The organism is Streptomyces sp. NPDC088197, from assembly GCF_044741185.1.
GTDB lineage: Bacteria > Actinomycetota > Actinomycetes > Streptomycetales > Streptomycetaceae > Actinacidiphila.
Genome location: NZ_JBIUSD010000015.1, coordinates 64,579 through 87,510 on the forward strand (window position 1 = coordinate 64,579; position 22,932 = coordinate 87,510).

At 73.4% G+C, this 22,932-nt stretch carries 20 protein-coding genes; 9 read left to right on the forward strand and 11 right to left on the reverse strand.

Translation table 11 applies throughout. The annotated features are described in order from the left end of the window. Window positions 1-59: 59 nt before the first annotated feature. From ACIOC1_RS28760 to ACIOC1_RS28770, 3 genes are read left to right on the forward strand one after another with little or no spacing between them, the layout of a single operon-like run. The gene (locus ACIOC1_RS28760) at window positions 60-3,161 is read left to right on the forward strand and encodes a Na+/H+ antiporter subunit A (RefSeq protein ID WP_401856845.1); all 3,102 of its coding nucleotides are present in this window, start codon (window positions 60-62) and stop codon (window positions 3,159-3,161) included. Next, window positions 3,158-3,643, forward strand: a complete 486-nt coding sequence (locus tag ACIOC1_RS28765; RefSeq protein WP_355343203.1) for a Na(+)/H(+) antiporter subunit C — start codon at window positions 3,158-3,160, stop codon at window positions 3,641-3,643. The genes ACIOC1_RS28760 and ACIOC1_RS28765 overlap by 4 nt, the downstream gene beginning before the upstream one ends. Continuing rightward, window positions 3,640-5,319, forward strand: coding sequence for a Na+/H+ antiporter subunit D (locus tag ACIOC1_RS28770; RefSeq protein ID WP_391163933.1), 1,680 nt, complete (start codon window positions 3,640-3,642; stop codon window positions 5,317-5,319). The genes ACIOC1_RS28765 and ACIOC1_RS28770 overlap by 4 nt, the downstream gene beginning before the upstream one ends. Before the next feature lie 128 nt (window positions 5,320-5,447). On the opposite strand, the gene ACIOC1_RS28775 is transcribed toward ACIOC1_RS28770, so the two are convergent. Continuing rightward, on the reverse strand, window positions 5,448-6,263 hold the full coding sequence (locus ACIOC1_RS28775) for a pentapeptide repeat-containing protein (protein WP_401856847.1): 816 nt from the start codon (window positions 6,261-6,263) through the stop codon (window positions 5,448-5,450). A gap of 14 nt (window positions 6,264-6,277) precedes the next feature. Then, a complete protein-coding gene (locus ACIOC1_RS28780; RefSeq protein WP_401304875.1) occupies window positions 6,278-7,687 on the reverse strand; it encodes a M1 family metallopeptidase in 1,410 nt (469 codons plus the stop codon). Between the two features lie 235 nt (window positions 7,688-7,922). On the opposite strand from ACIOC1_RS28780, the gene ACIOC1_RS28785 reads away from it, so the two are divergent. The 4 genes from ACIOC1_RS28785 to ACIOC1_RS28800 are packed head-to-tail and all read left to right on the forward strand — an operon-like array spanning window position 7,923 to window position 10,433. Then, complete coding sequence (locus tag ACIOC1_RS28785; RefSeq protein ID WP_401856849.1) at window positions 7,923-8,465, forward strand: Na+/H+ antiporter subunit E; 543 nt, start codon at window positions 7,923-7,925, stop codon at window positions 8,463-8,465. Beyond that, window positions 8,462-8,917: a monovalent cation/H+ antiporter complex subunit F gene (locus ACIOC1_RS28790; protein ID WP_401856851.1), complete on the forward strand. Its 456-nt coding sequence runs from the start codon at window positions 8,462-8,464 to the stop codon at window positions 8,915-8,917. Before ACIOC1_RS28785 ends, ACIOC1_RS28790 begins: the two co-directional genes overlap by 4 nt. Then, complete coding sequence (gene mnhG / locus ACIOC1_RS28795; RefSeq protein WP_355343185.1) at window positions 8,914-9,285, forward strand: monovalent cation/H(+) antiporter subunit G; 372 nt, start codon at window positions 8,914-8,916, stop codon at window positions 9,283-9,285. Before ACIOC1_RS28790 ends, mnhG begins: the two co-directional genes overlap by 4 nt. Then, window positions 9,282-10,433, forward strand: a complete 1,152-nt coding sequence (locus tag ACIOC1_RS28800; protein WP_355343183.1) for a PP2C family protein-serine/threonine phosphatase — start codon at window positions 9,282-9,284, stop codon at window positions 10,431-10,433. Before mnhG ends, ACIOC1_RS28800 begins: the two co-directional genes overlap by 4 nt. Here the strand turns inward: ACIOC1_RS28800 and ACIOC1_RS28805 are convergent. Further along, complete coding sequence (locus ACIOC1_RS28805; protein WP_391163937.1) at window positions 10,420-13,416, reverse strand: FAD-linked oxidase C-terminal domain-containing protein; 2,997 nt, start codon at window positions 13,414-13,416, stop codon at window positions 10,420-10,422. The two genes, ACIOC1_RS28800 and ACIOC1_RS28805, sit on opposite strands and share 14 nt — an antisense overlap. 296 nt (window positions 13,417-13,712) lie before the next feature. Here ACIOC1_RS28805 and ACIOC1_RS28810 point away from each other — a divergent pair, with 296 nt between their 5' ends. Beyond that, window positions 13,713-14,597: an ANTAR domain-containing protein gene (locus ACIOC1_RS28810; RefSeq protein ID WP_401856854.1), complete on the forward strand. Its 885-nt coding sequence runs from the start codon at window positions 13,713-13,715 to the stop codon at window positions 14,595-14,597. 198 nt (window positions 14,598-14,795) lie between these two features. Continuing rightward, window positions 14,796-15,350: a hypothetical protein gene (locus tag ACIOC1_RS28815; protein WP_401856856.1), complete on the forward strand. Its 555-nt coding sequence runs from the start codon at window positions 14,796-14,798 to the stop codon at window positions 15,348-15,350. 189 nt (window positions 15,351-15,539) lie between these two features. Here the strand turns inward: ACIOC1_RS28815 and ACIOC1_RS28820 are convergent, their stop codons facing one another. The 8 genes from ACIOC1_RS28820 to ACIOC1_RS28855 form a co-directional block, all read right to left on the reverse strand. Then, window positions 15,540-16,220 (reverse strand): class F sortase, encoded by a 681-nt coding sequence (locus tag ACIOC1_RS28820; RefSeq protein WP_188283612.1) that lies wholly within the window; start codon window positions 16,218-16,220, stop codon window positions 15,540-15,542. Window positions 16,221-16,225: 5 nt separating this feature from the next. Continuing rightward, window positions 16,226-16,840, reverse strand: coding sequence for a hypothetical protein (locus ACIOC1_RS28825; protein WP_391163940.1), 615 nt, complete (start codon window positions 16,838-16,840; stop codon window positions 16,226-16,228). 192 nt (window positions 16,841-17,032) lie between these two features. Continuing rightward, a complete protein-coding gene (locus ACIOC1_RS28830; protein ID WP_355343169.1) occupies window positions 17,033-17,812 on the reverse strand; it encodes an HAD-IIA family hydrolase in 780 nt (259 codons plus the stop codon). A 266-nt stretch (window positions 17,813-18,078) separates the two neighbouring features. Further along, window positions 18,079-19,167, reverse strand: coding sequence for a 2-aminoethylphosphonate ABC transporter substrate-binding protein (locus tag ACIOC1_RS28835; RefSeq protein ID WP_401856859.1), 1,089 nt, complete (start codon window positions 19,165-19,167; stop codon window positions 18,079-18,081). Window positions 19,168-19,227: 60 nt separating this feature from the next. Beyond that, complete coding sequence (locus ACIOC1_RS28840) at window positions 19,228-20,025, reverse strand: ABC transporter permease (protein WP_401856861.1); 798 nt, start codon at window positions 20,023-20,025, stop codon at window positions 19,228-19,230. Next, on the reverse strand, window positions 20,012-21,019 hold the full coding sequence (locus tag ACIOC1_RS28845; RefSeq protein WP_401856863.1) for a 2-aminoethylphosphonate ABC transporter permease subunit: 1,008 nt from the start codon (window positions 21,017-21,019) through the stop codon (window positions 20,012-20,014). Before ACIOC1_RS28845 ends, ACIOC1_RS28840 begins: the two co-directional genes overlap by 14 nt. Beyond that, window positions 21,003-22,160 carry an ABC transporter ATP-binding protein gene (locus tag ACIOC1_RS28850; protein ID WP_401304888.1) on the reverse strand — a complete coding sequence of 386 codons (1,158 nt, stop codon included), beginning with the start codon at window positions 22,158-22,160 and terminating at the stop codon, window positions 21,003-21,005. Before ACIOC1_RS28850 ends, ACIOC1_RS28845 begins: the two co-directional genes overlap by 17 nt. Then, entirely contained in the window at window positions 22,157-22,927 is a 771-nt protein-coding gene (locus ACIOC1_RS28855; RefSeq protein ID WP_355343155.1) for a phosphonatase-like hydrolase, read from the reverse strand. Before ACIOC1_RS28855 ends, ACIOC1_RS28850 begins: the two co-directional genes overlap by 4 nt. Between the last annotated feature and the right edge of the window lie 5 nt (window positions 22,928-22,932).

Below are 22,932 nucleotides of genomic sequence, written 5' to 3' on the forward strand. Positions count from 1 at the left end.
CTGGGCGGCGGCGGGCGCGGCAGGCGTACGGGGCGGGGCGGGCGGAGGAAGGTCGGCCCGTGCTGGGGCTGATCGTGGGTCATTTCGTGCTGGCGGGTTTCGCGGGGGTGTTCACGCGGTGGTGGGGCCGCCGGGCCTTCCTCGTGCTCGCCGCCGCGCCCGCCGCGACCGCCGTCTGGGCGGCCCTCCAGTGGAACGCGGTCGCCAACGGCCGGGTCCGCGAACAGACCTGGCACTGGGCGCCCGCCCTCGACCTGGAGATCGCGCTGCGCCTCGACGCGCTGAGCCTGCTGCTCGCCGTCCTCGCGGGCGGCGTCGGCGCCCTCGTCCTGGTCTACTGCGCCGGGTACTTCCGCGACGACGAGCCGGGACTCGGCGGCTTCGCGGGCACCCTGACCGCCTTCGCGGGCGCCATGCTCGGCCTCGTCCTGGCCGACGACCTGATGCTCCTGTACGTCTTCTGGGAGCTGACCACCGTCCTGTCCTTCCTGCTGATCGGCCACAGCGCCGAGAAGAAGGCCAACCGGCGCTCCGCCCTCCAGGCCCTGGTGGTCACCACCGCGGGCGGCCTCGCCATGCTCGTCGGGCTGCTGATGCTCGGCCACCTCGCGGGCACCTACCGGCTGTCCGCGCTGATCGCCCACCCGCCCGCCACCGGTCCCGCCGTACGCGTCGCCCTCGTCCTGGTCCTCGCGGGCGCCCTGTCCAAGTCCGCCGTGTGGCCCTTCAGCCTGTGGCTGCCCGGCGCGATGGCCGCGCCCACCCCCGTCAGCGCCTACCTGCACGCGGCGGCCATGGTGAAGGCCGGTGTCTATCTCGTCGCCCGCCTCTCCCCCGCCTTCGCCCCCGTCGGCCCCTGGCGCGCCCTCACCGTCGGCCTCGGCCTGGCCACCATGCTCCTCGGCGGATGGCGCGCCCTGCGCGAATTCGACCTCAAACGGATCCTCGCCTACGGCACCGTCAGCCAACTCGGCTTCCTCACCGCCCTGGTCGGCACCGGCTCCCACAACGCCGCTCTCGCCGGAGTCACCCTCCTGTTCGCCCACGCCCTCTTCAAGGCCGCCCTCTTCCTCGTCGTCGGCGCCGTCGACCAGACCACCGGCACCCGCGACATCCGCCGCCTGTCGGGCCTGGCCCGCACCTCCCCCCTCCTGTGCGCCGCCGCCACCCTCGCCGCCGCCTCCATGACCGGCCTCCCCCCCTTCCTCGGCTTCCCCGCCAAAGAAGCCGCCTTCGACGCCCTGACCCCCCTCCCCCTCTCCCTGTCCGTCCTCGGCTCCGCCCTGACCGTCGCATACACCCTGCGCTTCCTGTGGGGCGCCTTCGGACCGAGCGAGGCGGTCCGCGAGGCACCGTCAAGCGCGAGCGCGCCCCCTGCCGCCCCTCCCCCCGCAGCCGCCGACGCACCGGAGCCCCTTGCCGCCCCTCCCCCCGCAGCCGCCGACGTACCGGAGGGGACGGGCCGGGGTGCCCCCGCAGATTTGCGTGCCGACAGGGCGGCGACGGATGCGCGGGAGCAGGCAGCACGCAGCTCGAGGAGGTACCCCGGCCCGGGACCGACCCGCCCACGCACGGCAGGCGCACACACGGCAAGCGCACACCTGAAGGGCTGGGAAAAGGCGGTGCCCGTAGGAACGCTGGCACTCGCCGGGACGGTCCTCGGCCCCTACGTCACCCGCCTCGAACCGCTGCTCGGGCAGTACGCCCACTCCGTACCGGAAGCGGACGGCGCCACGCCGTACCACCTGGCGCTGTGGCACGGCTGGGGCACCCCCCTGGCCCTGTCCCTGGTCGCCTGGGCCCTGGGCGCAGCCCTCTTCGCGGCGAACACCCCCCTGATCCGGCTCGCCCGGAAAACGGCCCTCCCCACCGCCGAAGCGGCCTTCGCCCGCATGATCCGCGGCACCGAATGGTTCGCCCTCCAGCTCACCGGCACGGTGCAACGCGGCTCCCTCGCGGTCTACTTGACCACCGCCCTCCTCGTGTTCACCGGCACCGAGTCGTACGCCCTGGTCCACGACGCCCCCTGGCACACCCCCGGCGGCGGCCCCCGCCTGGCGGACGACGCGGCGCAGGCCGCCGTGGCGGTCGCGGTGATGGCGGCGGCGGTGCTGTGCGTGACGGCCCGGCTGCGGATGAAGGCGGTGGTGCTGGCGGGCACCACGGGCTACGGCACGGCGGTGCTGTTCGTGCTCCAGGGCGCCCCCGACCTGGCCCTGACGCAGTTCACCGTGGAGACGGCCAGCATCGTGGTGTTCGTGCTGGTGCTGCGCCGCCTACCGGCGCGCTTCCCGCGCACCGCCCCGCGCCGCCGCGCGGCGAACTACGCGGTGGGCGCCGCCGCGGGCGCCCTCGTCGCGGGCCTGACGTATCTGACGGCGGCGGCCCGCCGGGCGAGCGACGCCCGCGCCGCGCTGATCGAGGCGACCGAGCACGACGGCGTGAAGAACGTGGTGGCGACGATCCTGGTGGATCTGCGCGCCTGGGACACGATGGGCGAGTCCGCGGTGCTGGCGGTCGCCGCGGTCGGCGTGACGAGTCTGCTGTTCCTGCGCCGCCGCGCGGGCTCGCTGCCACGGGCAGCGGACGGCGAGGAGCCGGGCACCGTATGGCGGGCGGGGCCGCGCGAGGCGCCGGGCCCGGCGTCACTGGCCCCCGAGCGGACCTGGCTGTCGGCGAGCGGCACCCTCGCGCGGGAGCGCCGCTCGGTGGTCTTCGAGGTGGTGGCCCGGCTGACCTTCCACCCGATCCTGGTGCTCTCCCTCTACCTGCTGTTCAACGCGGAGAATCTGCCCGGCGGCGGCTTCACGGCCGGGCTCGTGGCGGGCCTGGCGCTGGTGGTGCGCTATCTGGCGGGCGGGCGGTACGAGTTGGCCGCCGCGGCCCCGGTGGACGCCGGTTTCCTGCTGGGCGCGGGCCTGGTCGTGTCGGTCGGTACGGGCCTGGGCGGGCTGGTGTTCGGGCGCGCGGTGCTCGACGCGGGCACGTACCACGCGCGGCTGCCGCTGTTCGGTTCGGTCCATCTGGCGAGCCCGGTGCTCTTCGACTTCGGGGTGTACCTGCTGGTGCTCGGCGTCGTCCTGGACGTGCTGCGCGGCCTGGGCGCCGAGATCGACCTCCAGATCGAACGGGACGGCCGCGGGGAGAGGGAGGTCACGTGAAGGCGACGATCGCGCTCATCGCGGTGGGCGGTGTGCTGTTCGGCTGCGGCACCGCGCTGCTGATGTCCAGACCGCTGACCCGGATCCTGCTGGGCGCGGTGCTGCTCGGCAACGGGGCGAATCTGCTGGTGCTCGCCACGTCGGGCAAGGCGGGGAAGCCGCCGCTGCTGTATCCGGGCACCGACCCGAAGGACGTCACCGACCCGCTGCCGCAGGCGATGGCGCTCACCGCGATCGTCATCACGCTGGCGCTGACGGCGTTCCTGCTGGCGATGGCGTACCGGAGCTGGCAGTTGTCGGGGAACGACGACGTGCAGGACGACGTCGAGGACATCCGGATCGCGCTGCGCGCCGAACACGAGGGCACGCGGGCGGAGTTGCGGGCCGTGCTGCGGGCGGACCGGGTGCGGCAGGCCCGCGCGGAGGAGACCGAGGACCTCGACGACGAGGTCTGGGACCACGTACTGGGGGCCGACCGGTGACCGCGTCCGACCTGCTGCCGCTGCCGGTGGCGCTGCCGCTGCTCGCGGCCGGGGTGAAGCTGGCGATCGGCCAACGGCTGCCGCGTACGCAGCGGTTCATCAGCGCGGGCGTGCTGTGCGCGGTGCTCGGCGCGTCGCTCGCCCTGCTGGTGGCCGCCGACCGGGACGGGCCGCAGGTCATGCACACCGGCACCTGGCCCGCGTCGGTCGGCATCACGCTGGTCGCCGACCGGCTGTCCGGGCTGATGCTGGTGGTGTCGGCCGCGGTCACGCTGTGCGTGCTGATCTACTCGATCGGCCAGGGCATGGCCGACCAGGACGCGGCGACACCGCTGTCCGTCTTCCACCCGGCGTATCTGATCCTGGTCGCCGGGGTCTGCGACACCTTCCTCGCGGGCGACCTGTTCAACCTCTATGTCGGCTTCGAGATCATGCTGACCAGCAGCTATGTGCTGTTGACGCTCGGCGGTACGGCGGCCCGCATGCGGGCGGGCGCCACGTACGTGGTGGTGTCGCTGCTGTCGTCGGTGCTGTTCCTCGTCGCGATCGGGATGGTCTACGCGGCGGCCGGGACGGTGAATCTGGCGCTGCTCGCCGGGCGGCTGGCCGAACTGCCCTCCGGCGTACGGCTGCTGCTGCAACTGGCGCTGCTGACCGTCTTCGGCATCAAGGCCGCCGTCTTCCCGCTGGCGGCGTGGCTGCCGGACTCGTACCCGACCGCGCCCGCGCCGGTCACCGCCGTCTTCGCCGGTCTGCTCACCAAGGTCGGCGTCTACTCGATACTGCGGACCCAGACGCTGCTGTTCCCCGGCGGGCGGCTCGCCGACCCGCTGATGCTGGTCGCCCTGCTGTCGATGGTGATCGGCATCCTGGGCGCGGTCGCCCAGACCGACCTCAAGCGGCTGCTGTCCTTCACGCTGGTCAGCCACATCGGGTACATGGTCTTCGGTATCGCGCTCGCCTCACGCGGCGGCATCGCGGGCTCCGTCTTCTACGTGGCCCACCACATCACCGTGCAGACCACGCTCTTCCTCGTCGCGGGGCTGATCGAACGGCGCGGCGGCACGACGGATCTGCTGCGGCTGGGCGGCCTGGCCCGGATCTCGCCGCTGCTCGCCGTCGTCTTCTTCGTCCCCGCCATGAACCTCGCCGGTATTCCGCCGCTGTCCGGTTTCCTCGGCAAACTCGGCCTGCTGCGCGCCGGCATCGCCAACGGGGGCGGCTGGGCGTACGTCCTGGTCGCGGGCGGCATCGTCACCAGCCTGCTGACGCTGTACGCGTTGGCCAAGGTCTGGAACTTGGCCTTTTGGCGTGCCGCCCCGCCCGATCTGTGCGAGGACGGCACCGTCCTGGAATCCGACGAGGACTCCGCCGACGCGGAGGAGGGCGGCTCGGGGCCGGCACCCGCGCCCCCGTCGCCCCCGTCGCCCGGGGAGGACTCCGGGGCGACCGCCGTGCCGCTGCCCGCCGGGGCCGCCCACGCCGCGTCCCTCAGCGGGCGGCCCATCACCACCACGGCGGCCCTCCCCGCGCCGATGCTTCTCGCCACCTGCGCCATGGTCGCGCTCGGTCTGTCGTTCACCGTCCTGGCCGGGCCCCTCACCGGCCTCGCCGATCGCTCCGCGAGCGAGCTCCTGTCCCGAACCCCGTACGTCTCGGCGGTCCTCCGCCACTGACGGTCCCCACCGGCCGGTGGTCCGGAGACAACCGGACTGCCCGCCGGGGCGGGTGGTGACCCGCGGGAACGCGGTAGTTGAGCGCGCGGTTCCCCATGCCCCCGACGGGGCGCGTCCTGCCCCGGGCGTCAGGTCCAATGGGAGGGGCGGGGCGGGCCACCTGGCGAAAGGACGGTGGTGGAGTCGCCGCGGGCGGCGGTGAGTTGGGGCGGGGTGAGGAAGAGGGCCCCGCGCAGATCCGCCCCGCGCAGATCGGCGTCGCGGAGATCGGCACCGATGAGATCGGCGAGGCGCAGGTCGGCCCGCCGCAGGTCGGCGGCGATCAGATAGGCCCCGCGGAAGTCGGTGCCGCGCAGGTCCGCCCCGCGGAACCCGCGGCCGATGAGGTCGGCGCCGCGCCGGTCGCGGCCGGGGGTGCCGGCGCGGGCCAGGGCGCTGGCGCGGAGCAGGATCTCGTTGACGGGCGCGCGCTCGGCGGCGACGTCGAGGGCGAGCAGGGCCTCGGGGGTGCCGAGGGTGAGCCCGGAGATCCGGGCGACGGCCGCCTCGGCGGCGGCGTGCACGGGCCCGGCGGAAGGCAGCGCCAGTGTCTCGCCGAGGTAGCGGAGGAGTTCGTGGAGCTGCCGGACGACCGGCAGCAGCGCGAACATCGACCGCCCCCCGTCGGCGGCGTCGCGCCAGTCCTGCCCGCCGAAGGTGATCCGGGAGAGCTTCTGGCCCGCGCCGAAGCAGTCGTAGACGGTGCAGCCCCGGTAGCCGCGGCCCCGCAGTTCGCGGTGGATGCCGCAGCGGTGGTCGCCGCCGAGGTGCCCGCAGGGCTCCCCGGCGGCCTTGTCCGCGGCGAAGTCCGCGGAGCGGGTGAAGGCGAGGGCCACGCAGCACAGCCCGAAGCAGTCGCCGCAGTCGGCCCGCAGCTCACTCGTCTCACCCGTCGGCGTGTCCACCGGTCAATGGTGCCTCACGGCGCCGAGGGGAAGACCGCGGGCTTGGCGGCGGTGTAGAGCCAGGTCTGGAAGAAGGTGCCGAGGCGCTGCCCGGAGATCCGCTCCGCGAGCCGCTGGAAGTCGGCGATGGTGGCGTTGCCGTAGCGGTGCAGGGCGGGCCACGCCTTGAGCAGGGTGCGGAAGTCGCGGTCGCCGATGGTGTCGCGGAGCGCCTGGATGGCGACGGCGCCGCGGTCGTAGACGGCGTCGTCGAACTGGTTGTCGGGGCCGGGGTCGCCCGGCTTGACCGTCCAGAACGGGTCGTCGGCGGGGTGCGCGTCGTAGATGTCCCGGGCGAGCTGCTGCGGGGTGCCGGTGCCCTCGTGCTCGGCCCACAGGAACTGGGCGTAGCTGGCGAAGCCCTCGTTGAGCCAGATGTCGGACCAGCGTTCCAGCGACACGTCGTCGCCCCACCACTGGTGGGCCAGTTCGTGCGAGACGACGTTGGTGTTGGCCTTGGTGGCGAAGGAGCTGGGGCTGTAGAAGACGCGGGTCTGCGCTTCGAGCGCGAAGTGCGAGGTCACGTTGGGCACGTAGCCGCCGGCCGCGTCGAAGGGGTAGGGGCCGAACCAGCCGCTGAGGAAGTCGACGATCTCGGCGGTCCGCTCCACGCTGGCGCGGGCGTTGGCGGCGGTGGCCGCGGGGAGGTCGGCGCTGTACGCGTTGATGACCGGGACGCCGGTGCGGGTGCGGCTGTGCGTGATGTCGAAGTGGCCGACGGCCAGCGTGGTGAGGTATGTGGCCTGCGGCTTGGTCTCGCGCCAGTGGTAGCTGGTCCGGCCGTCCTCGGACTTCCGCGAGACCAGCAGCCCGTTGCTGATCGCCTGGTCGCCGTCGGGGACCTTGACGCGCACGTCGTAGGTGGCCTTGTCGGCCGGGTGGTCGTTGCTGGGGAACCACCACCACGCGGACTCGGGTTCGTTGGCGGCGACTGCGCCGTCCGGGGTGCGCTGCCACGACGTGAAGCCGTAGCGCTTCACGGTGGAGGGGACGCCCGAGTACGTGACGGCGACGGTGATCCGGTGGCCCTTGGCGATCGGCCTGGCGGGGGTGATGACCAGTTCCTGTTCGCCGCTGGTGGCGAAGGCGGCGGGCTTCCCGTCGACGGTGACCCGGCTGACGGTCAGCGCGAAGTCCAGGTCGAAGCTGGTCAGTCCCTGGGTGGCGGTCGCCGTGATGACGGCCGTGCCCGACAGCAGGTCGGTGCTGGGCTGGTAGTCGAGGTTCAGGTCGTAGTGGGAGACGTCGTAGCCGCCGTTCCCGTAGGTCGGGTAGTACGGGTCGCCGATACCGGGCGCGCCCGGCCCCGTGTCGGCAGCGGCCGCCGGGATCGCCAGCAGCAGGCCGAGGGCGGCGGCAGTGGACGCGATGACTCTCTTACGCACAGGGGTCCTCCAGCACGGTGAACGACAAGCGGCAGGTGCCAAGTGGCCGCCGCCGCGAGGCGGGTGGCGGCGGCCGAGTGGCAGGTACACGGCGACCCTAAGGAGCCCCAACCGTCCCAGCCACCCCTGTACTCACTGCTGTCGCAGAACGTTCACCCGGCGCAACACAACGGCCGGAACGTGACACCCGTGTCGTAGGCGCGTCACACGTGTCCGGTCTGCGAGCATTCGGCGGGTGCGTACCCTGCGGAGAATCCAGTGGCCGCTGGTGCTCTGGCTGGCCGTGGTCTGGGTGCTGCTGTGGGGAAAGGTCACCGCGGGCAATGTGCTGACCGGCCTGGCCGTCGGCGTCGTGCTCTGCCTGGCCTTCCCCCTCCCGCCGCTCGAACTCGAACTGCGGCTGCACCCGGTGGGCCTGGTCCGCTTCGCCGCCTACTTCCTGGCCGATCTGACGGTGGCCGGGCTGCGTACGGTCTGGCAGATCCTCACCCCGTCGCCGCTGCCCTGCGCGGTGCTCGCCGTACCGCTGCGCTCCCGCAGCGACTTGATGCTGACCGCGACGGCCGTGGCGGTCTGCGCGGTGCCGGGCAGCGCCGTACTGGAGATCCAGCGCTCCACCGGCACGCTCTTCGTCCACGTCATGGGCTCCGACAGCGCGGGCACGGACCAGGCCCGCGCCGAGGTCAGACGCCTGGAGCAGCTGGTGGTACGGGCGTTCGGCACCCGCGCGGAGATCGCGGACCTGACGGCCCCCGAGCCGGGTGCGGGTGCGCCGTGAACTGGGTGACGGGGGTGGTGCTCGCGCTGCTGGTCGCCTCCGGCGTGATGGTCTTCGTCCGGCTGGCGCGCGGCCCCTCGATGCTGGACCGGGCGGTGGCGGTGGACGCGCTGCTGGCGGTCGTGGTGGCCGGACTCGGCGCGCGGGCCGCGGAGGCGCGCACCCCGTACACCCTGCCGGTGCTGCTGGTCCTGGCCTTCCTCGGCTTCACCGGCTCGGTGGCCAGCGCCCGCTTCATCGCGGTGCGCGGCGCGGAGCCACCGGAGCGGCCGGGCGGGCAGGAGCCGGCGGGGTCAGGGGAGCCAGAAGGGCCGGGGCGGCCGGTGGAGCCGGTGGAGCCCGAGGGGGCCGAGCGGCCTGAGCGGCCTGAGCGGACCGAGTGGACCGAGCGGCCGAAAAGGGATGACGGCCGGGAGGGCACGGCCGCTGACGGTGAGGAGACGGGCGGATGAGCTGGACCGCGGTGGGCGACTGGGCCGCGGCGGTGTGCCTGCTGCTCGGCGCGGGGCTGAGCTTCGTGGCCGGGGTCGGGCTGCTGAAGCTGCCCGACACCCTCACCCGTATGCACGCGGCGACCAAGCCGCAGGTGCTCGGGCTGTTGTTGGTGCTGCTCGGGGTCGCCCTGCGGTTGCGTTCCTGGGTGGATCTGGGAACGCTGGTACTGATTGGCACGTTTCAGCTGATGACTGTGCCGGTCGCGGCTCATATCGTGGGCCGCGCGGCGTACCGCACGGGCCAGGTGGACGGCGACCGGCTGGTCCTTGACGAGTTGGACGAGCGGCTGACCCGGCCGGAAAGGCCAGATAGGTTCACCGTGTGAAGAATGTCCGCGTGGTCAGGGCGCTACAGCATGTGGAGGACGAATACCTGTCACGTATGGGTATGTCGCTCCCCCTGCTGGTCATCGCGCTGGTCGTGATCGCCGATCTCGCGGCGGGCCGGGACCACTTCATCACGCCGGGCATCGTGGCCGCGCCGCCGCTGGCCGCGATCACCGTCAACTGGCGGCGGACCCTGTTCATCGGCGTGCTGGGCCTGATCGTCCAGGCGGCGCTCGCGCCCTACGACGGCATCGCCGAGATCCCCGATCACGACGTGTTCTTCGGCCAGGTCTTCGCGTACGGCTCGGTGACCCTCTTCAGCATCTACATCGCCTGGCGCCGCGAGACCGGCGCGAAGGCGTTCAGCGCCATCACCTCCGTCGCCGAGGCCGCCCAGCACGCCCTGATGCGCCCGCCCGCCCCGCGCGTGGGCGGTATCCAACTAGCCGTGCGGTACGTGTCGGCGGCCGACGCGGCGCAGATCGGCGGCGACCTGTACGCGGTGCTCGACACCCCGTACGGCGTGCGGGCGCTGATCGGCGACGTGCGCGGCAAGGGCCTGGGCGCGGTGCAGACCTCGGCGGTGGTGCTCGGCGCCTTCCGCGAGGCCGCGTTCGACGAGGGCGGACTCGACCGGGTGGCGCGCCGGGTGGACATCAGCGTCGGCCGGCATGTGACCGGCGGGGACTTCATCACGGCGCTGTTCGCGCAGTTCGACAAGCCGGACAGCGTGGAACTGCTGCACTACGGCCACGTGCCGCCGCTGCGGGTCTCGCGGGACGGCGAGGTGGAGACGCTGTACCCGAACGAGCCATGGCTGCCGCTGGGCCTGGCCGACATGGTGGCCGAGGGGCCCACCCCATGGCGGGTGCCGCTCATGCCGGGCGACGTGCTGGTGCTGTGCACCGACGGGGTGATCGAGGCGCGCAGCCCGCGGGACAACTCCTTCTACCCGCTGGCCGAGCGGGTCGGCCGCCTGGTCGCCGGTGCCTCGTACGACCTGGACGACGCCGTGGAGCGCGTCTACAGCGATCTGCTGGAGCACGCGGGCGGCTCGCTCACCGACGACGTGGTCCTGCTGCTGCTCGCGCCCCAGCAACGGCCCCTGCCGGCCCACCCGCAGGACCCGCCGCTCAATCCGGTGTGACCGCTGTCGTCGTGTCCCGGGCGTCCGGCGCGGGCGCCGCGTGGGTGACCGGCAGGCCGCGTGTCGCACGGTCCAGCGCGATCAGCACCGACTCGTACGCCTCGCCCGTGGCGTGTTCCATGCCCAGCTCGCACATCCGGTTCGCCGACAGATACGCGTCGTAGCCGCGCGCCGCGACCTCCTCGGCCTCGGGGCGCGTCGCGGCCTCGGTCAGCTCCTCGTGCAGCATCCCGCGGTCGCCCGCGAAGGCGCAGCAGCCCGCGTCGTCGGGCACGACGACCTCGCGGGCGCAGGCCCGCGCGACGGTCTCCAGCGCGCCGGTGTCGCCGAGGTGCCGCATCGAGCAGGTCGGGTGCAGGACGGCGGACGCGACGGTGTCGGTGACCGTCAGCCGCGGCAGCAGGTGCTCGGCGGCCCAGACGACGGAGTCGATGACGGTCAGCTCGCCGTGCAGCTCACGGTTGGCGTCGGAGAGGTACGGCACGACGTCGCGGGCCAGGCCGAGCGTGCAGGAGCTGGCGTCGACCACGATCGGCAGCCGTCCGCCGCCGGTCCACAGCCAGGCCGCCTCCACGATCCGGTTGGCCATCACCGCGTTGCCCGCCAGGTAGCCCTTGGAGTGCCAGATGGTGGCGCAGCAGGTGCCCGTGACGTCGTCCGGGATCCACACCGGGCGGCCGGCCCGCGCGGAGACGCTGACGACGGCCTGCGGCAGCGACCCGTACCGGGTGGCCGGGACGCCGAAGACGCGGTTGACGCACGCCGGGTAGTACACGGCGGTAGCGCCGTCCTTCTCGGTGCGGGGCAGCCGGGGGGCGGCGCCGGGGATCTCGGGGAGCCATTCGGGTATCAGGTCCGGGCGTACGGCTCTGCGGGCCAGGCCGGTGCCCGCGGTCAGCGGGCGGTCGCCGACCCGGTCGCGTACCGCGTCGGCGGCGGCCACCGCGGCGCGGGCGGCGCGTTCCGCGGCCTTCCAGTGGGTGGCGACGGAGGCGGCGACCCGCTCCTCGGTACGGGAGTGCCCTGCGTGCCGGAAGTCCCGCATCATCGCGCCGGTGTCGATGCCGACCGGGCAGGCCAGCGCGCAGGTGGAGTCGCCCGCGCAGGTGTCGACGGCGTCGTATCCGTACGCGTCCAGGAGCGCCTGGAGGACCGGGGAGCCGGGCGGCTGGCGGAGCATCTCGCGGCGCAGCACGATCCGCTGCCTGGGAGTGGTGGTCAGGTCGCGGCTGGGGCAGGTGGGCTCGCAGAAGCCGCACTCGATGCAGGCGTCGGCGACGGCCTCGATGGCCGGAATCGTCTTGAGGCCGCGCAGGTGGCCGCGCGGGTCCAGGTCGAGGACGACGCCGGGGGCGAGGACGCCGTCCGGGTCGAGCAGCCGCTTGACCCGCCACATCAGGGCGGTGGCCTTCGCGCCCCACTCCAGTTCGAGGAAGGGCGCGATGTTGCGGCCGGTGCCGTGCTCGGCCTTCAGCGAGCCGTCGAAGCGCTCGACGACGGTGTGGCAGAAGTCGTCCATGAAGGCGGCGTACCGCTCCACGTCGGCGGGGTCGGCCGCGTCGAAGGTCAGCAGGAAGTGCAGATTGCCGTGCGCGGCGTGGCCCGCGACGGCCGCGTCGAAGCCGTGCCGCTCCTGGAGTTCCAGCAGCTCGGCGCAGGCGTCGGCGAGCAGCTCCGGCGGTACGGCGAAGTCCTCGGTGATCAGTGTGGTGCCCGACGGGCGGGCGCTCCCGACGGCCGCGACGAAGGCGTTGCGGATACGCCACAGGCCGGCGATCCGCGCCGGGTCGCGGGTGAAGGCGTTGTCCGCGGACGGTACGGGCGTGACCAGGCCGAGGTCGTCGCAGACCCGGACGGCGGCCCGCTCGTACGCGGCCAGCTCCGTGTCGTCGGCGGCCCGGAACTCCACGAGCAGCGCGGTCGTCTCGCGCGGCAGCACGGCCCACTCCCCGGGCACCTCGGGCACGCCCACGGCGGCCCGCAGGGTGTTGCCGTCCATCAGCTCGACGGCCTCGGCCCCCGCCTGGTTGAACAGCGGCACGGCCGCGGCGGCGGCGGGCAGCGTCGGGAAGAACAGCAGGGCGGCGGTGGCCGCCGCGCGTATCGGCAGCGTCTCGAAGACGGCCTCGGCGACGAAGCCGAGGGTGCCCTGCGAGCCGACCATCAGACCGCGCAGGATCTGCGCGGGCGTCTCGGCGTCGAGGAAGGCGTCGAGCCGGTAGCCGTTGGTGTTCTTGATCGCGTGCTTCGCGCGAATCCTGGCGGTCAGCTCCTCGTCGGCCTCGATCTCGTCCCGCAGGTCGAGCAGGCCCTGGCACAGCTCGGGCTCGGCGGCGGCCAGCGCCGCGTCGGCGTCGGGGTCGCCGGTGTCCACGAGGGTGCCCGACGGCAGGACGACGGTCATCGAGGTGACGGTGCGGTACGAGGTGCGGCTGGTGCCCGCGGCCATCCCGGACGCGTTGTTGGCGACGACTCCGCCGACCGTGCACGCGACGGCGCTGGCCGGGTCGGGGCCGAGCACCCGGCCGTGCCGGGCCAGGGTGGCGTTGGCCCGCGCGAGTACGGTGCCGGGCAGGATACGGGCCCGCGCGCCGTCGGCCTCGACCTCGACGCCGCTGAAGTGGCGGCGCACGTCCACCAGGATGTCCTCGCCCTGCGCCTGGCCGTTCAGGCTGGTGCCCGCGGCTCTGAAGACCAGGTGGCGGCGCTCGCGGCGGGCGTAGGCCAGCAGCCTGACGACGTCCTGCGCGCTCTCGGGCAGGACGACGGCCTGCGGCACGAAGCGGTACGGGCTGGCGTCGGAGGCGTAGCGCACGAGGTCGGAGACGCCAGTGAGGACCTTGTCCGCGCCCAGCAGCTCGGTCAGCGCGGCCTTGAGGCCCTGCGGTGTGCCGGTGGCCCGCGACTCCTCCACCCGGTCGGGCGCGGCGCTCGCGGGCGGCACAGGGCGCAGTGCCTCGCCCTTCGGATCGGGCACGGGCATCCGGACCTCCTCGGGCGGACCGTGGGACGTGGTGGCTTCCGGTTCTCGGTCGTGGGCGCTGGGCTCGCGGCGGTTCTCGGGTCGGCGGCTCCGGGTGCTCGGTACTCGGCTCTCGGTGCTCGGGAGGAGCCCACCGATTGCCAAGGTATGACGGACTCCGCGTTCCCGCTCGCCCCGCGGGCCCCGCGCTGCTCCGCCGTCTCCGACCTACGGCGGAGGCGCCGCGCCGACCCGACGGCGGATACTCGGCTGCGAGTCCGGCAACGGGGGCCGGGCACGAACGGGGAGCAGCGAGAATGAGCCACAGCGCGCCAGGTGATCCTTCCGGCCCTCCCACGAAGGGTCCCGCCACGAGCGGCCCCGCCTCGAACGGCCCCGACTCGAACGGTCCCGCCTCGAACGGTCCCGCCACGAGCGGCCCTTCCGGTGTCCGGCCCGGCGCTCCCGCCGACTCCCCGGCGCCCGAGCCGTACGCCGCCGCGCTCGGGGCGGCCTTCGTGGCCGTGGCCGACACGCTCGACGGGGGCGGCGCGGTCGGGGACGTGCTGGTCGGGCGGTGTGTCGGGGTGCTCGGGGCGGCGGCGGCCGGGCTGCTGCTGGTGGCGGAATCGCGCGGGAGCGCGGAGCTTGAGGTGGTCGCGGTCACGGATGAGGCCGTACGGGCGCTGGTCGCCGCCGAGGGCCCCGGCCGGGAGTGCCACCGCGCGGGCGCGCCGGTGCGCGCCGACGTGCTGGGCGCGGCGGCGGGCCGGTGGCCCGATTTCACCGGGGCCGCGCTGGCCGCGGGCTACGGCGCCGTCCTCGCCGTCCCCATGCGCTGGCGCGAGGAGACCATCGGCGCCCTGACGCTGTTCCGTACGGCGCCCGGCCCGCTCCCCGACGGCTACGCCGAGCTGGCCCAGGCGCTCGCCGACGTCACCACCATCGGGGTGCTCCAGCGCCGGGTCAGACGGCAGCGCGAACAGCTCGCCGACCAGCTCCAGTCCGCGCTGGAGAGCCGGGTCCTGGTCGAGCAGGCCAAGGGGCTGCTCGCCGAGCGCTGGCAGGTGAGCGTGGACGCCGCCTTCACCGCGCTGCGCAGCCACGCCAGGACGCGCCGCATCCGGCTGTCCGACCTGGCGCAGGGCCTGCTCGACAGCACGGTGGACGCGGCGGAGCTGCGCGGGGGCCCGGGCCGGTGACGCCGCCCATGCCGCGGCCGGTGACGTCGCATTGCGTAGAGAACGTGTAACCAACCGTCATATTCCCTCTGGTGCGCGGGAGTTCGGTGTTCTAGGGTGTGGGGCACTTCGCGGCCCGCGACCCCGGTCGCGACGCTCAGACCCGTACTCTCCCGTCCGCTCAGGCACGGCCCGACGACGCCAGGACTTGGTTTGCCCATGGTCAAGCTCGCGGCATCCGCGTACCTCCCCCCACGCGAAGCCGACCGCCCGGTGCTCGACGTGTCCTGGACCTTCTCCGTCGGCCGCCTGCCCGGCAGCGACGAACTGGCGGCCCGTATGACCCGCGCCGCCCTCGACACGCTCGGCGGCCCGTACGGCGGGATCGGCGCCCTGATCACCGACGCCACCTCACTGGCGTGCGCCTACCTGGTCGCCCACAGCCTGGCCCGGCGCTACCGCGTCACCCTGGGCGTGGACGGCGCGCACTGCGCGGTCGCGGTCACCGACTACGGCTACGACCACGGGCTGCCCGGCGACGGCGCGGAGCCGGTGCCGGTGCCGGAACCGGCCCGCGACGAGGCCAGGGACCTGTGCAGGCGGCTCGCCGGGGCCGCGGCCCACCCGGTGACGATCGACGGGGTCCAGGTGCACCACGCGGTGGACGGCGCCGTGCTCATCCGCTTCAGGGCCCAACTGCCCCACGCCCCCACGGTTCCCCCCACTCCCCCGGCCGCGCCGGACGCCTCCCGCAGTCCAGGCGCCCGAGGGTGAGGAGCGCCCGGCCGGGCGGCTTCGCGGGGGAGGCGAGCCACCGGCCGGGCGCGGTACGCACCCCGGGAGGGATGCGGGTCTCGACACGCGCGTCAGGCCGTCGGTGTGCCGGGCCGTACGTGCGTCAGGTCGTACGCCGTCGGGCCGTACGTGCGTCGGGCGCACGCGCCTCGGGCCGTACTGCGTGCGTCAGGTCGTGCGGTTGCCGGTCAGCGCCGCGAAGACCACGACGTTCGCCGAGTACGCCTGCTTCTCCTTGTCGAAGGAGCCGCCGCAGGTGATCAGCCGCAGTTCCGGGCGCCCGGAGGACCCGTACACCCGGTTGGCGTCGAAGTGGTCCTTCTCCACCACCTCGACGCCCTCGACGGAGAATTCGGCGACCGTTCCGTCCGCGCGGGTCACCTCCACCAGCGCGCCCGGCTCGACGGTGCTCAGCCCGTAGAAGACGGCCGCGCGGGTCTCGGTGTCGACGTGGCCGACGATCAGCGCCGCGCCCGCCGTTCCCGGCGACGGTCCGTCGCGGTACCAGCCCGCGACGTCCGGGGTGGCGTACGGCGGCGGGTCGACCGCGCCGTCCTTCAGGCCGCGGCCGACGAGCTTGGCGTGCAGCCCGATCGAGGCGATGTCGATGCGCAGCGGCGTGGAGGCGGGCATCGGCAGGTGGGGGGCGTAGACCTCGCGCGGGCGGTCGGCAGCGGCGGCGGCCAGCGCCCGGCCGCCGGGGGTGGCCTCCGTACCGCTGCCGCCGCCGTCGTGTCCGAACAGCCAGGCCGCGAGCAGCACGAGGGCGACGGCCGCGGTCGTCCAGGTCCTGTTGTCGGGCCGTGGACCGTCCTCGCCGCCGCCCGCGGCCTCCGCCCCTTCCGCCATCCCGGTCAGCCGCGGTCGGAGCTGCGGCGCCGGTGGATCACGAGGCCCGCCAGGCCGATGGCCGCGAAGCCGCCGGTGACCAGCAGCGCGCTGGTGTCGGAACCGGCCGTGCCGGGCCCGGCCGCGAGCTGCGCGGTACCGCCGCCGCCCGCGGGGACGGGCGCGATCGGCAGCGAGGTGCTGGCGCCGGTGACCGTCACGGACGCGGACGCGGAGCTGGAGGAGCCGTTGCACTCGACGGAGATCTCGTACGAGCCGTCGACCGCGTCGGACTTGATGAACGCGGTGCCTTCGAGCGAGTGGGAGCCGTCGCTCGCCGGGGCGAGGGTGACGGTGTCCACGAAGACCTCGGCGCTGGCGCGGGCCTTGCCGCCGGACTTGCAGGAGGTCTCCAGGTGCAGGCTCACGACACCACCCGGCGCCACGCTGGCGGGCGACACGTCCATCGAGTCCGAGGAGCTGGACGACGAGGACGAGGACGACGACGAGGAGGAAGAGGACGACGATCCCCCTCCGCCCGAGTCGGCGATCGCCTGGCTGGGCAGCCCCGAGGCGCCACCGAGCGCGAACACTCCGACGGCACCGGCTGCGGCGATGACGGGCAGTTTCAGACCGAACATGGAGACCTCCGCTCGTCCGGGAGCGGGGACTCGCGCCCGGTGCTTACGAACATCCCTGCGACGGCCGCCGCCCGCACCCCGAGGGGCGCCTCAATCGTCCATCAGGGTGAGGGACGCTCTACGGAGAGTGACGGATCGGTGTGTCGGCTCGGACTTCCCGGACCCGGGGCTCCGGGGGCTGCGCGCCGGGGCTCAGATCTCCGACACGAGGTCCGCGATCGAGTTCACGACGCGCGAGGGGCGGAAGGGGTGGCGGTCGATGTCGGCGGGCGCGGTGAGGCCGGTCAGCACCAGGAACGTGGTCATGCCGGACTCCAGGCCGGCCAGCACGTCGGTGTCCATCCGGTCGCCGATCATCGCGCTGGTCTCGCTGTGCGCGCCGATCGCGTTGAGCCCGGCGCGCATCATCAGCGGGTTGGGCTTGCCCACGAAGTAGGGGTCCTTGCCGGTGGCCTTGGTGATCAGCGCGGCCACCGAGCCGGTCGCGGGCAGCACGCCCTCGGGGGACGGCCCGGTCTCGTCGGGGTTGGTGCCGATGAAGCGGGCGCCGTTGTTGATCAGCCGGATCGCCTTGGTGAGCGCCTCGAAGCTGTAGGTGCGGGTCTCGCCGAGGACGACGTAGTCCGGGTCGGTGTCGGTGAGGATGTAGCCGACGTCGTGCAGGGCGGTGGTCAGCCCCGCCTCGCCGATCACGTACGCGGTGCCGCCGGGGCGCTGGTCGTCCAGGAACTTGGCGGTGGCCAGCGCGGACGTCCAGATGTTCTCGACCGGTACGTCGAGGCCCATGCGGGTCAGCCGGGCGTGCAGGTCGCGCGGGGTGTAGATGGAGTTGTTGGTGAGCACCAGGAAGGGCTTGCCGGACTCCTTCAGCCCCTTGATGAAGGCGTCGGCGCCCGGGATGGGCGTGCCCTCATGGATCAGCACCCCGTCCATGTCGGTGAGCCACGACTCGATGGGCCTGCGTGTCGACACGGGTTCCGCTCTCCTGTTCCTCGCACAGCTCGCGCCCGGGGCATCCGCTCGCGGCGTCCGCGCGCCGCTTCCGCGCACGGCTTCAGCACGCCGGCTTCTGCCCACGGCCTCAGCACGCCGCTTCTGCCCACGGCTTCACTCACCAGCGTAGCCGGGGCGGATGGCACCCGCCCCGGCCGTCTCGCGTGCTGGTCGGCCGCCGCGTCACGGCGGTCCCCCGGTCAGCCAACGGCCGGCTGACCGGTGACCTGCCGCTCGGCCAGGAGTCAGCTTCCGGTGGCGGTCTTCCACGCGTCCACGTAGTCGGTCAGGTGGGCGTCGATGTCGGACCAGTCGGGGGTGAAGACGTCCACGCCCGACATGATCTGCTTGAGCTTGGCGGCGTTGGCGTCGGTCGCGGTCACGTCGGTGCGGGCCGCGAAGCCGCCGCCGATCGAGGAGACCTCCTGCTGGACCTCGGTGGTCAGGAAGTAGTCGAGCAGCTTCTTGGCCGCGTCCTCGTGCGGCGCGTTCTTCACCAGCCCGGCCGCGTACGGCAGCGCGAAGGTGGTCGGCTTGCCCGAGGCGTCGGCGGCCGGGAAGAAGATGCCCTGGTGCGGCATCGTCGCCTGGTCCGCGTAGTTCATCTGCACATCGCCGTTGGCGACCAGCAGTTCGCCCTTGTCGACCTTGGAGGCGAGCTGGCCGGTGGAGGCGGACGGGCCGACGTTGTTGGCCTGGAGCTTCTTCAGGTACTCCATCGCCGGGGCCTGGCCGCCGAAGTCGTGCATGGCCTTGATGACGACGGCGGTGCCGTCGCCCGCGACACCGGGGGTGGAGTACTGGAGCTTGTTCTTGAACTTGCCGTCCAGCAGGTCGTTCCAGGTCTTGGGCGGGGTCGGCAGTTCCTTGGTGTTGTAGATGAAGCACAGGTAGTTGTTGACGATCGAGGTCCAGTTGCCGTCCGCGCCCTTGTCGGCGGCGTCGACCTTGTCGGAACCGGCGGGCTTGTACGTGGTCAGCAGCCCCTTGGCGTCGGCCTGCTGGATGAAGGGCGGCAGCGTGACGATCAGGTCGGCCTTGGTGTTGGACTTCTCGCGGATCACGCGCTGCACGACCTCGCCCGAGCCGCCCTCGACGTAGTTGACCTTGATGCCGGTCTTCGCCGTGAAGTCCTTGAACACCTTGTCGTAGAAGCCGTCCCCGGCCTCGTTGTGCAGGCCGTCGGCGCTGTAGACGGTAACCTCGGTGGACGCCTTGCCGTCCGAGGAACCGGAGCCGGAGTCGGAGGAGCCGCCGCAGGCGGCGAGGGCGAGACCGAGCGTGAGGGTGCCGGCGACGGCGGTGAGCGGGGTGATGGGGCTGCGCTTGCGCATGGCAGGTCGAACTCCTTGCTGGGTGTGGTCAATCGGGAAGGAGAAAGGGGAAAAGGGGGGTCAGCGGTAGGAGGCCCGGGTGCGGACGCGGGACATCCCGAGCAGGACGAGCAGGGTCGTCACCATGAGGACGACGGCCAGGGCGGCGCCCGAGTAGAGCGAACCGCGGTTCGTCGCGCCGTAGATCTGGACCGGCAGCGGCAGCCAGTCGGGCGGGTAGAGCATCATCGTGGCGCTCAACTCGCCCATGGACAGGGCGAAGCAGAGTCCGGCGGCGGCGGTGAGCGAGGGCAGCAGCAGCGGAAGCCTGATCCGCCACAGCACGTACGCGGGCCGCGCGCCCAGGCTCGCGGCGCTCTGCTCGTACGCCGGGTCGAGGCGGACGAGCGCGGCGCTCACGGACTGGTAGGCGAAGGCGGTGACCAGGACGGTGTGGGCCAGGATCACGATCTCGCGGGTGCCGTTGAGCAGCAGCGGCGGCTTGGAGAAGGCGACCAGCAGGGACAGGCCGACCACGACGGACGGCACGGCGACGGGCAGCATGAACAGGGTGTCGAGCAGGCGCCGTTGCCAGCCGCGCAGGCGTTCGGCGGCGAGCGCCGCCCAGCCGCCGACGAGCAGGGCCAGCACGCTGGCGGCCAGCGCCGTCCACAGGCTGGTGGTCAGGGCGTGCGCCGAGTCGCCCTGGGTGATGTCCTGATAGTGCGTCAGCGTCGGGTGGGACGGGAAGGCGCCGCTCCAGTTGGTGGCGAAGGACGCCATCAGCACGACGAGGAAGGGCAGCGCGAAGACCGGCAGGAACAGGACGAAGAAGACGGCCCAGGCCGTCCAGCGACCGCTGCGGCTATGCACCAGCACGGCGGGCACCTCCGGTGAAGCCTCCTGCGAGGGTGGTGGTACGGGCCACGACAGCCCGGTAGAGGCCGTAGAGCGTCACCGACAGCACGACGGCGACGACCGCGACGACGCACGCCCCCGGGTAGTCGCCGTCGAGGATCGCCTTGCTGTAGACGAGCATCGGCAGGGTGGTGACGCCCTTGGCGCCGGTGAAGAGCACGATGCCGAACTCGTTGAGGCACATGACCAGGACGAGGCTGCCGCCCGCCGCGAGCGACGGCAGCGCCTCGGGGAGGATCACCTGCCGTACGATCCGCGGCGCCCGCGCGCCCAGCGACGAGGCGACCTCCAACTGGGCGGTCTCCACCTGGGAGAAGGCCGCGAGCAGCGGGCGCATCACGAAGGGCGTGAAGTACGTGATCTCCGCCAGGAGTACGCCCCACGGTGTGCGCAGGAAGTCGATCGGGCCGCTGCCGCTCGCGCCGCCCGTCACGTCCGTCCACAGGCCGTTGGCCATGCCGACGGTGCCGTAGAGGAACAGCAGCGCGAGGGTGATCAGGAAGGAGGGGAAGGCCAGGAAGATGTCGATGAAGCGGCTGAGCGCCTTGCCGCCGGGGAACGGCACGAAGGCGATCACCAGGGCCAGGACGAAGCCGAGGACCAGACAGCCCGCGGTCGAACCGACCGCGATCCACACGGTGTTCCACAGCGCCTCGCGGAACGACTCCTCCGTGAACACGTCGGTGTACGCGGACACGGAGTGGCCGCCGCTGTCCGGTGAGAGGGACTGCTTGCCGACCAGGAAGAGCGGATAGAGGAAGAAGAAGCCGATCGCGGCCAGCGGCGGCAGGGCCCAGAGCGGGCCGGGCACGGTCAGCCGCCGCGAACCGCCCTTGTCCGCGGCGGAGGTGGCGGTGCGCGCGGCCGGTGGGGCGTCCGGCTTCGCGTCCGGTGGGGCGTCCGGCTTCGCCTCCGGTACGAGCGGCGCCTGCGTCGTCCTAGCCAACGCCGACACCTCCCGCGCCGAGCCCCGCGGGCAGCAGCACCGCGTCCTCGGCCGCGAAGGTCAGCCCGACCTCGTCGCCCGCCCGCGGCGGCTGCCGCAAGTCCCCTACGTCGGCGCGCAGTTCGTGCCCGTACGCCGCGACGAGCAGCCGGTGCGTGTGGCCGCGCCACTGCACGGCGGTGACGGTGCCGCGCAGGACGTTGCCGCCGCCTTCCTCGGATGCGGCGGCCAGCCGCAGCGCGTGCGGGCGGACGCACAGCGTCGCCTCGGCGCCAGGCGCCGGGCCGTCCGTACCGCTCGCGGCCACCTGGAGGGTGGTGTCCGCCAGCCGTACGGCGCCGTCCTCCCCCGCGCTGACGTTCAGCAGATTGGCGTTGCCCACGAAGGAGGCCGTGAAGGCCGTGCGCGGGTGCCGGTAGAGGTCGCGCGGGGTGCCGCAGTCCCGGAGCCTGGCCTTGTCCAGGACGGCGATACGGTCGGCGAGCGTCAGCGCCTCGATCTGGTCGTGGGTGACGTACAGGATCGAGACCTCGGGCAACTCGCGGTGCAGCCGGGCCAGTTCGGTGAGCATCCCGGAGCGGAGCTGCGCGTCGAGCGCCGACAGCGGCTCGTCGAGCAGCAGCACCCCCGGCCTGATCGCCAGCGCGCGGGCGATGGCCACGCGCTGCTGCTGCCCGCCGGACAGCTCCCGCGGATAGCGCCGGGCGTACGCGGCCATGCCGGTCATCTCCAGCGCGTCCGCCACCCGCCCGGGCACCTCGCCGCGCGGCACCTTCTGCGCCTTGAGCCCGAACGCCACATTCTGGTCCACCCGCAGATGCGGGAAGAGCGCGTACTGCTGCACCACCATCCCGATGCCCCGCCGGTACGGCGGCAGGTCCGTCACGTCCCGTCCCCCGATCGCCACCCGCCCGCTGACCGGCCGCACGAACCCCGCCACCGCCCGCAGCGCCGTCGTCTTCCCCGACCCCGACGGGCCGAGCAGCGCCATGACCTCCCCGCGCTCGACGGTCAGGTCGAGCGAGTCCAGCACCGTCTGGCCGTGGTAGGCGACGGTCACCTGCGCGAACCGGATGCCCGCGGGGCCGGTCGTGCCCGCGCGCGGGGGCGCGGGCGTCGGCTCCGCCGCCGGGTGGTCGGCGGCGGTCATCGCGGGGTCTCCCGGCGGGCGACGGCGGCGGGGAGTTCGGCGATCGAGGCCAGGACGTGGGTGGCGCCCGCCGCGATGAGCTGAGCCTCGGTGTGAGCGCCGGTCAGGACGCCCGCGACCAGCGGGGCGCCCGCGCGGACGCCGCTGAGCATGTCGTAGGCGGTGTCGCCGGCCACCGCGACCTGGCGGACGGAGTCGGTGCCGGTGCGCAGCAGCGCGGTGAGCACCATGTCGGGGTAGGGGCGGCCACGGCCCGCGTCGGCCGGGCACAAGGTGAGGTCGGCGACATCGCGCCAGCCGAGCGCGTCGAGGATCGCGTCCTGCGTGACGCGGGAGAAGCCGGTGGTCAGGACGACCTTGCGGCCCGCCTCGCGCAGCGCGTCGATCGTCTCGCGCGCGCCGGGCAGCGGCGCGCACCGGCCGCCGTCGACGAGTGCGGCGTACGCGGTCTCGAACGCCGCGTTGCCGCGCCGTGCCGCCCGCTCGTCACCGAACAGGGCGCGGAAGACGGTGATCTTGGACTCGCCCATCGTGGCGCGTACGTAGTCGAGTTTGGCGCTGTGGTCCGCGCTGCCGGGCTCGACCCCCAGTTCCTCGGCCGCCCGCGAGAAGGCCAGTTCGACCAGGCCGTCGTCGGCGACGGTGGTCCCGGCCATGTCGAGGACGACGAGCCGCAGGTCGGACGTATCGCCTGGGGCGGAGGCGGAGGCGGCGGGTCCCGGCTCCGTGGGTGCGGGGGCGGCGGCAGCCGCCGTGGTCTCGGTCATGTCGT

Excerpts from the sequence above, each read along its gene's own strand:
- mnhG (WP_355343185.1), top strand. The coding sequence starts at position 8,914 with ATGAGCTGGACCGCGGTGGGCGACTGGGCCGCGGCGGTGTGCCTGCTG.
- ACIOC1_RS28805 (WP_391163937.1), bottom strand. The coding sequence starts at position 13,416 with ATGCCCGTGCCCGATCCGAAGGGCGAGGCACTGCGCCCTGTGCCGCCC.
- ACIOC1_RS28810 (WP_401856854.1), top strand. The coding sequence starts at position 13,713 with ATGAGCCACAGCGCGCCAGGTGATCCTTCCGGCCCTCCCACGAAGGGT.
- ACIOC1_RS28815 (WP_401856856.1), top strand. The coding sequence starts at position 14,796 with ATGGTCAAGCTCGCGGCATCCGCGTACCTCCCCCCACGCGAAGCCGAC.
- ACIOC1_RS28820 (WP_188283612.1), bottom strand. The coding sequence starts at position 16,220 with ATGGCGGAAGGGGCGGAGGCCGCGGGCGGCGGCGAGGACGGTCCACGG.
- ACIOC1_RS28825 (WP_391163940.1), bottom strand. The coding sequence starts at position 16,840 with ATGTTCGGTCTGAAACTGCCCGTCATCGCCGCAGCCGGTGCCGTCGGA.
- ACIOC1_RS28835 (WP_401856859.1), bottom strand. The coding sequence starts at position 19,167 with ATGCGCAAGCGCAGCCCCATCACCCCGCTCACCGCCGTCGCCGGCACC.
- ACIOC1_RS28850 (WP_401304888.1), bottom strand. The coding sequence starts at position 22,160 with ATGACCGCCGCCGACCACCCGGCGGCGGAGCCGACGCCCGCGCCCCCG.
- ACIOC1_RS28855 (WP_355343155.1), bottom strand. The coding sequence starts at position 22,927 with ATGACCGAGACCACGGCGGCTGCCGCCGCCCCCGCACCCACGGAGCCG.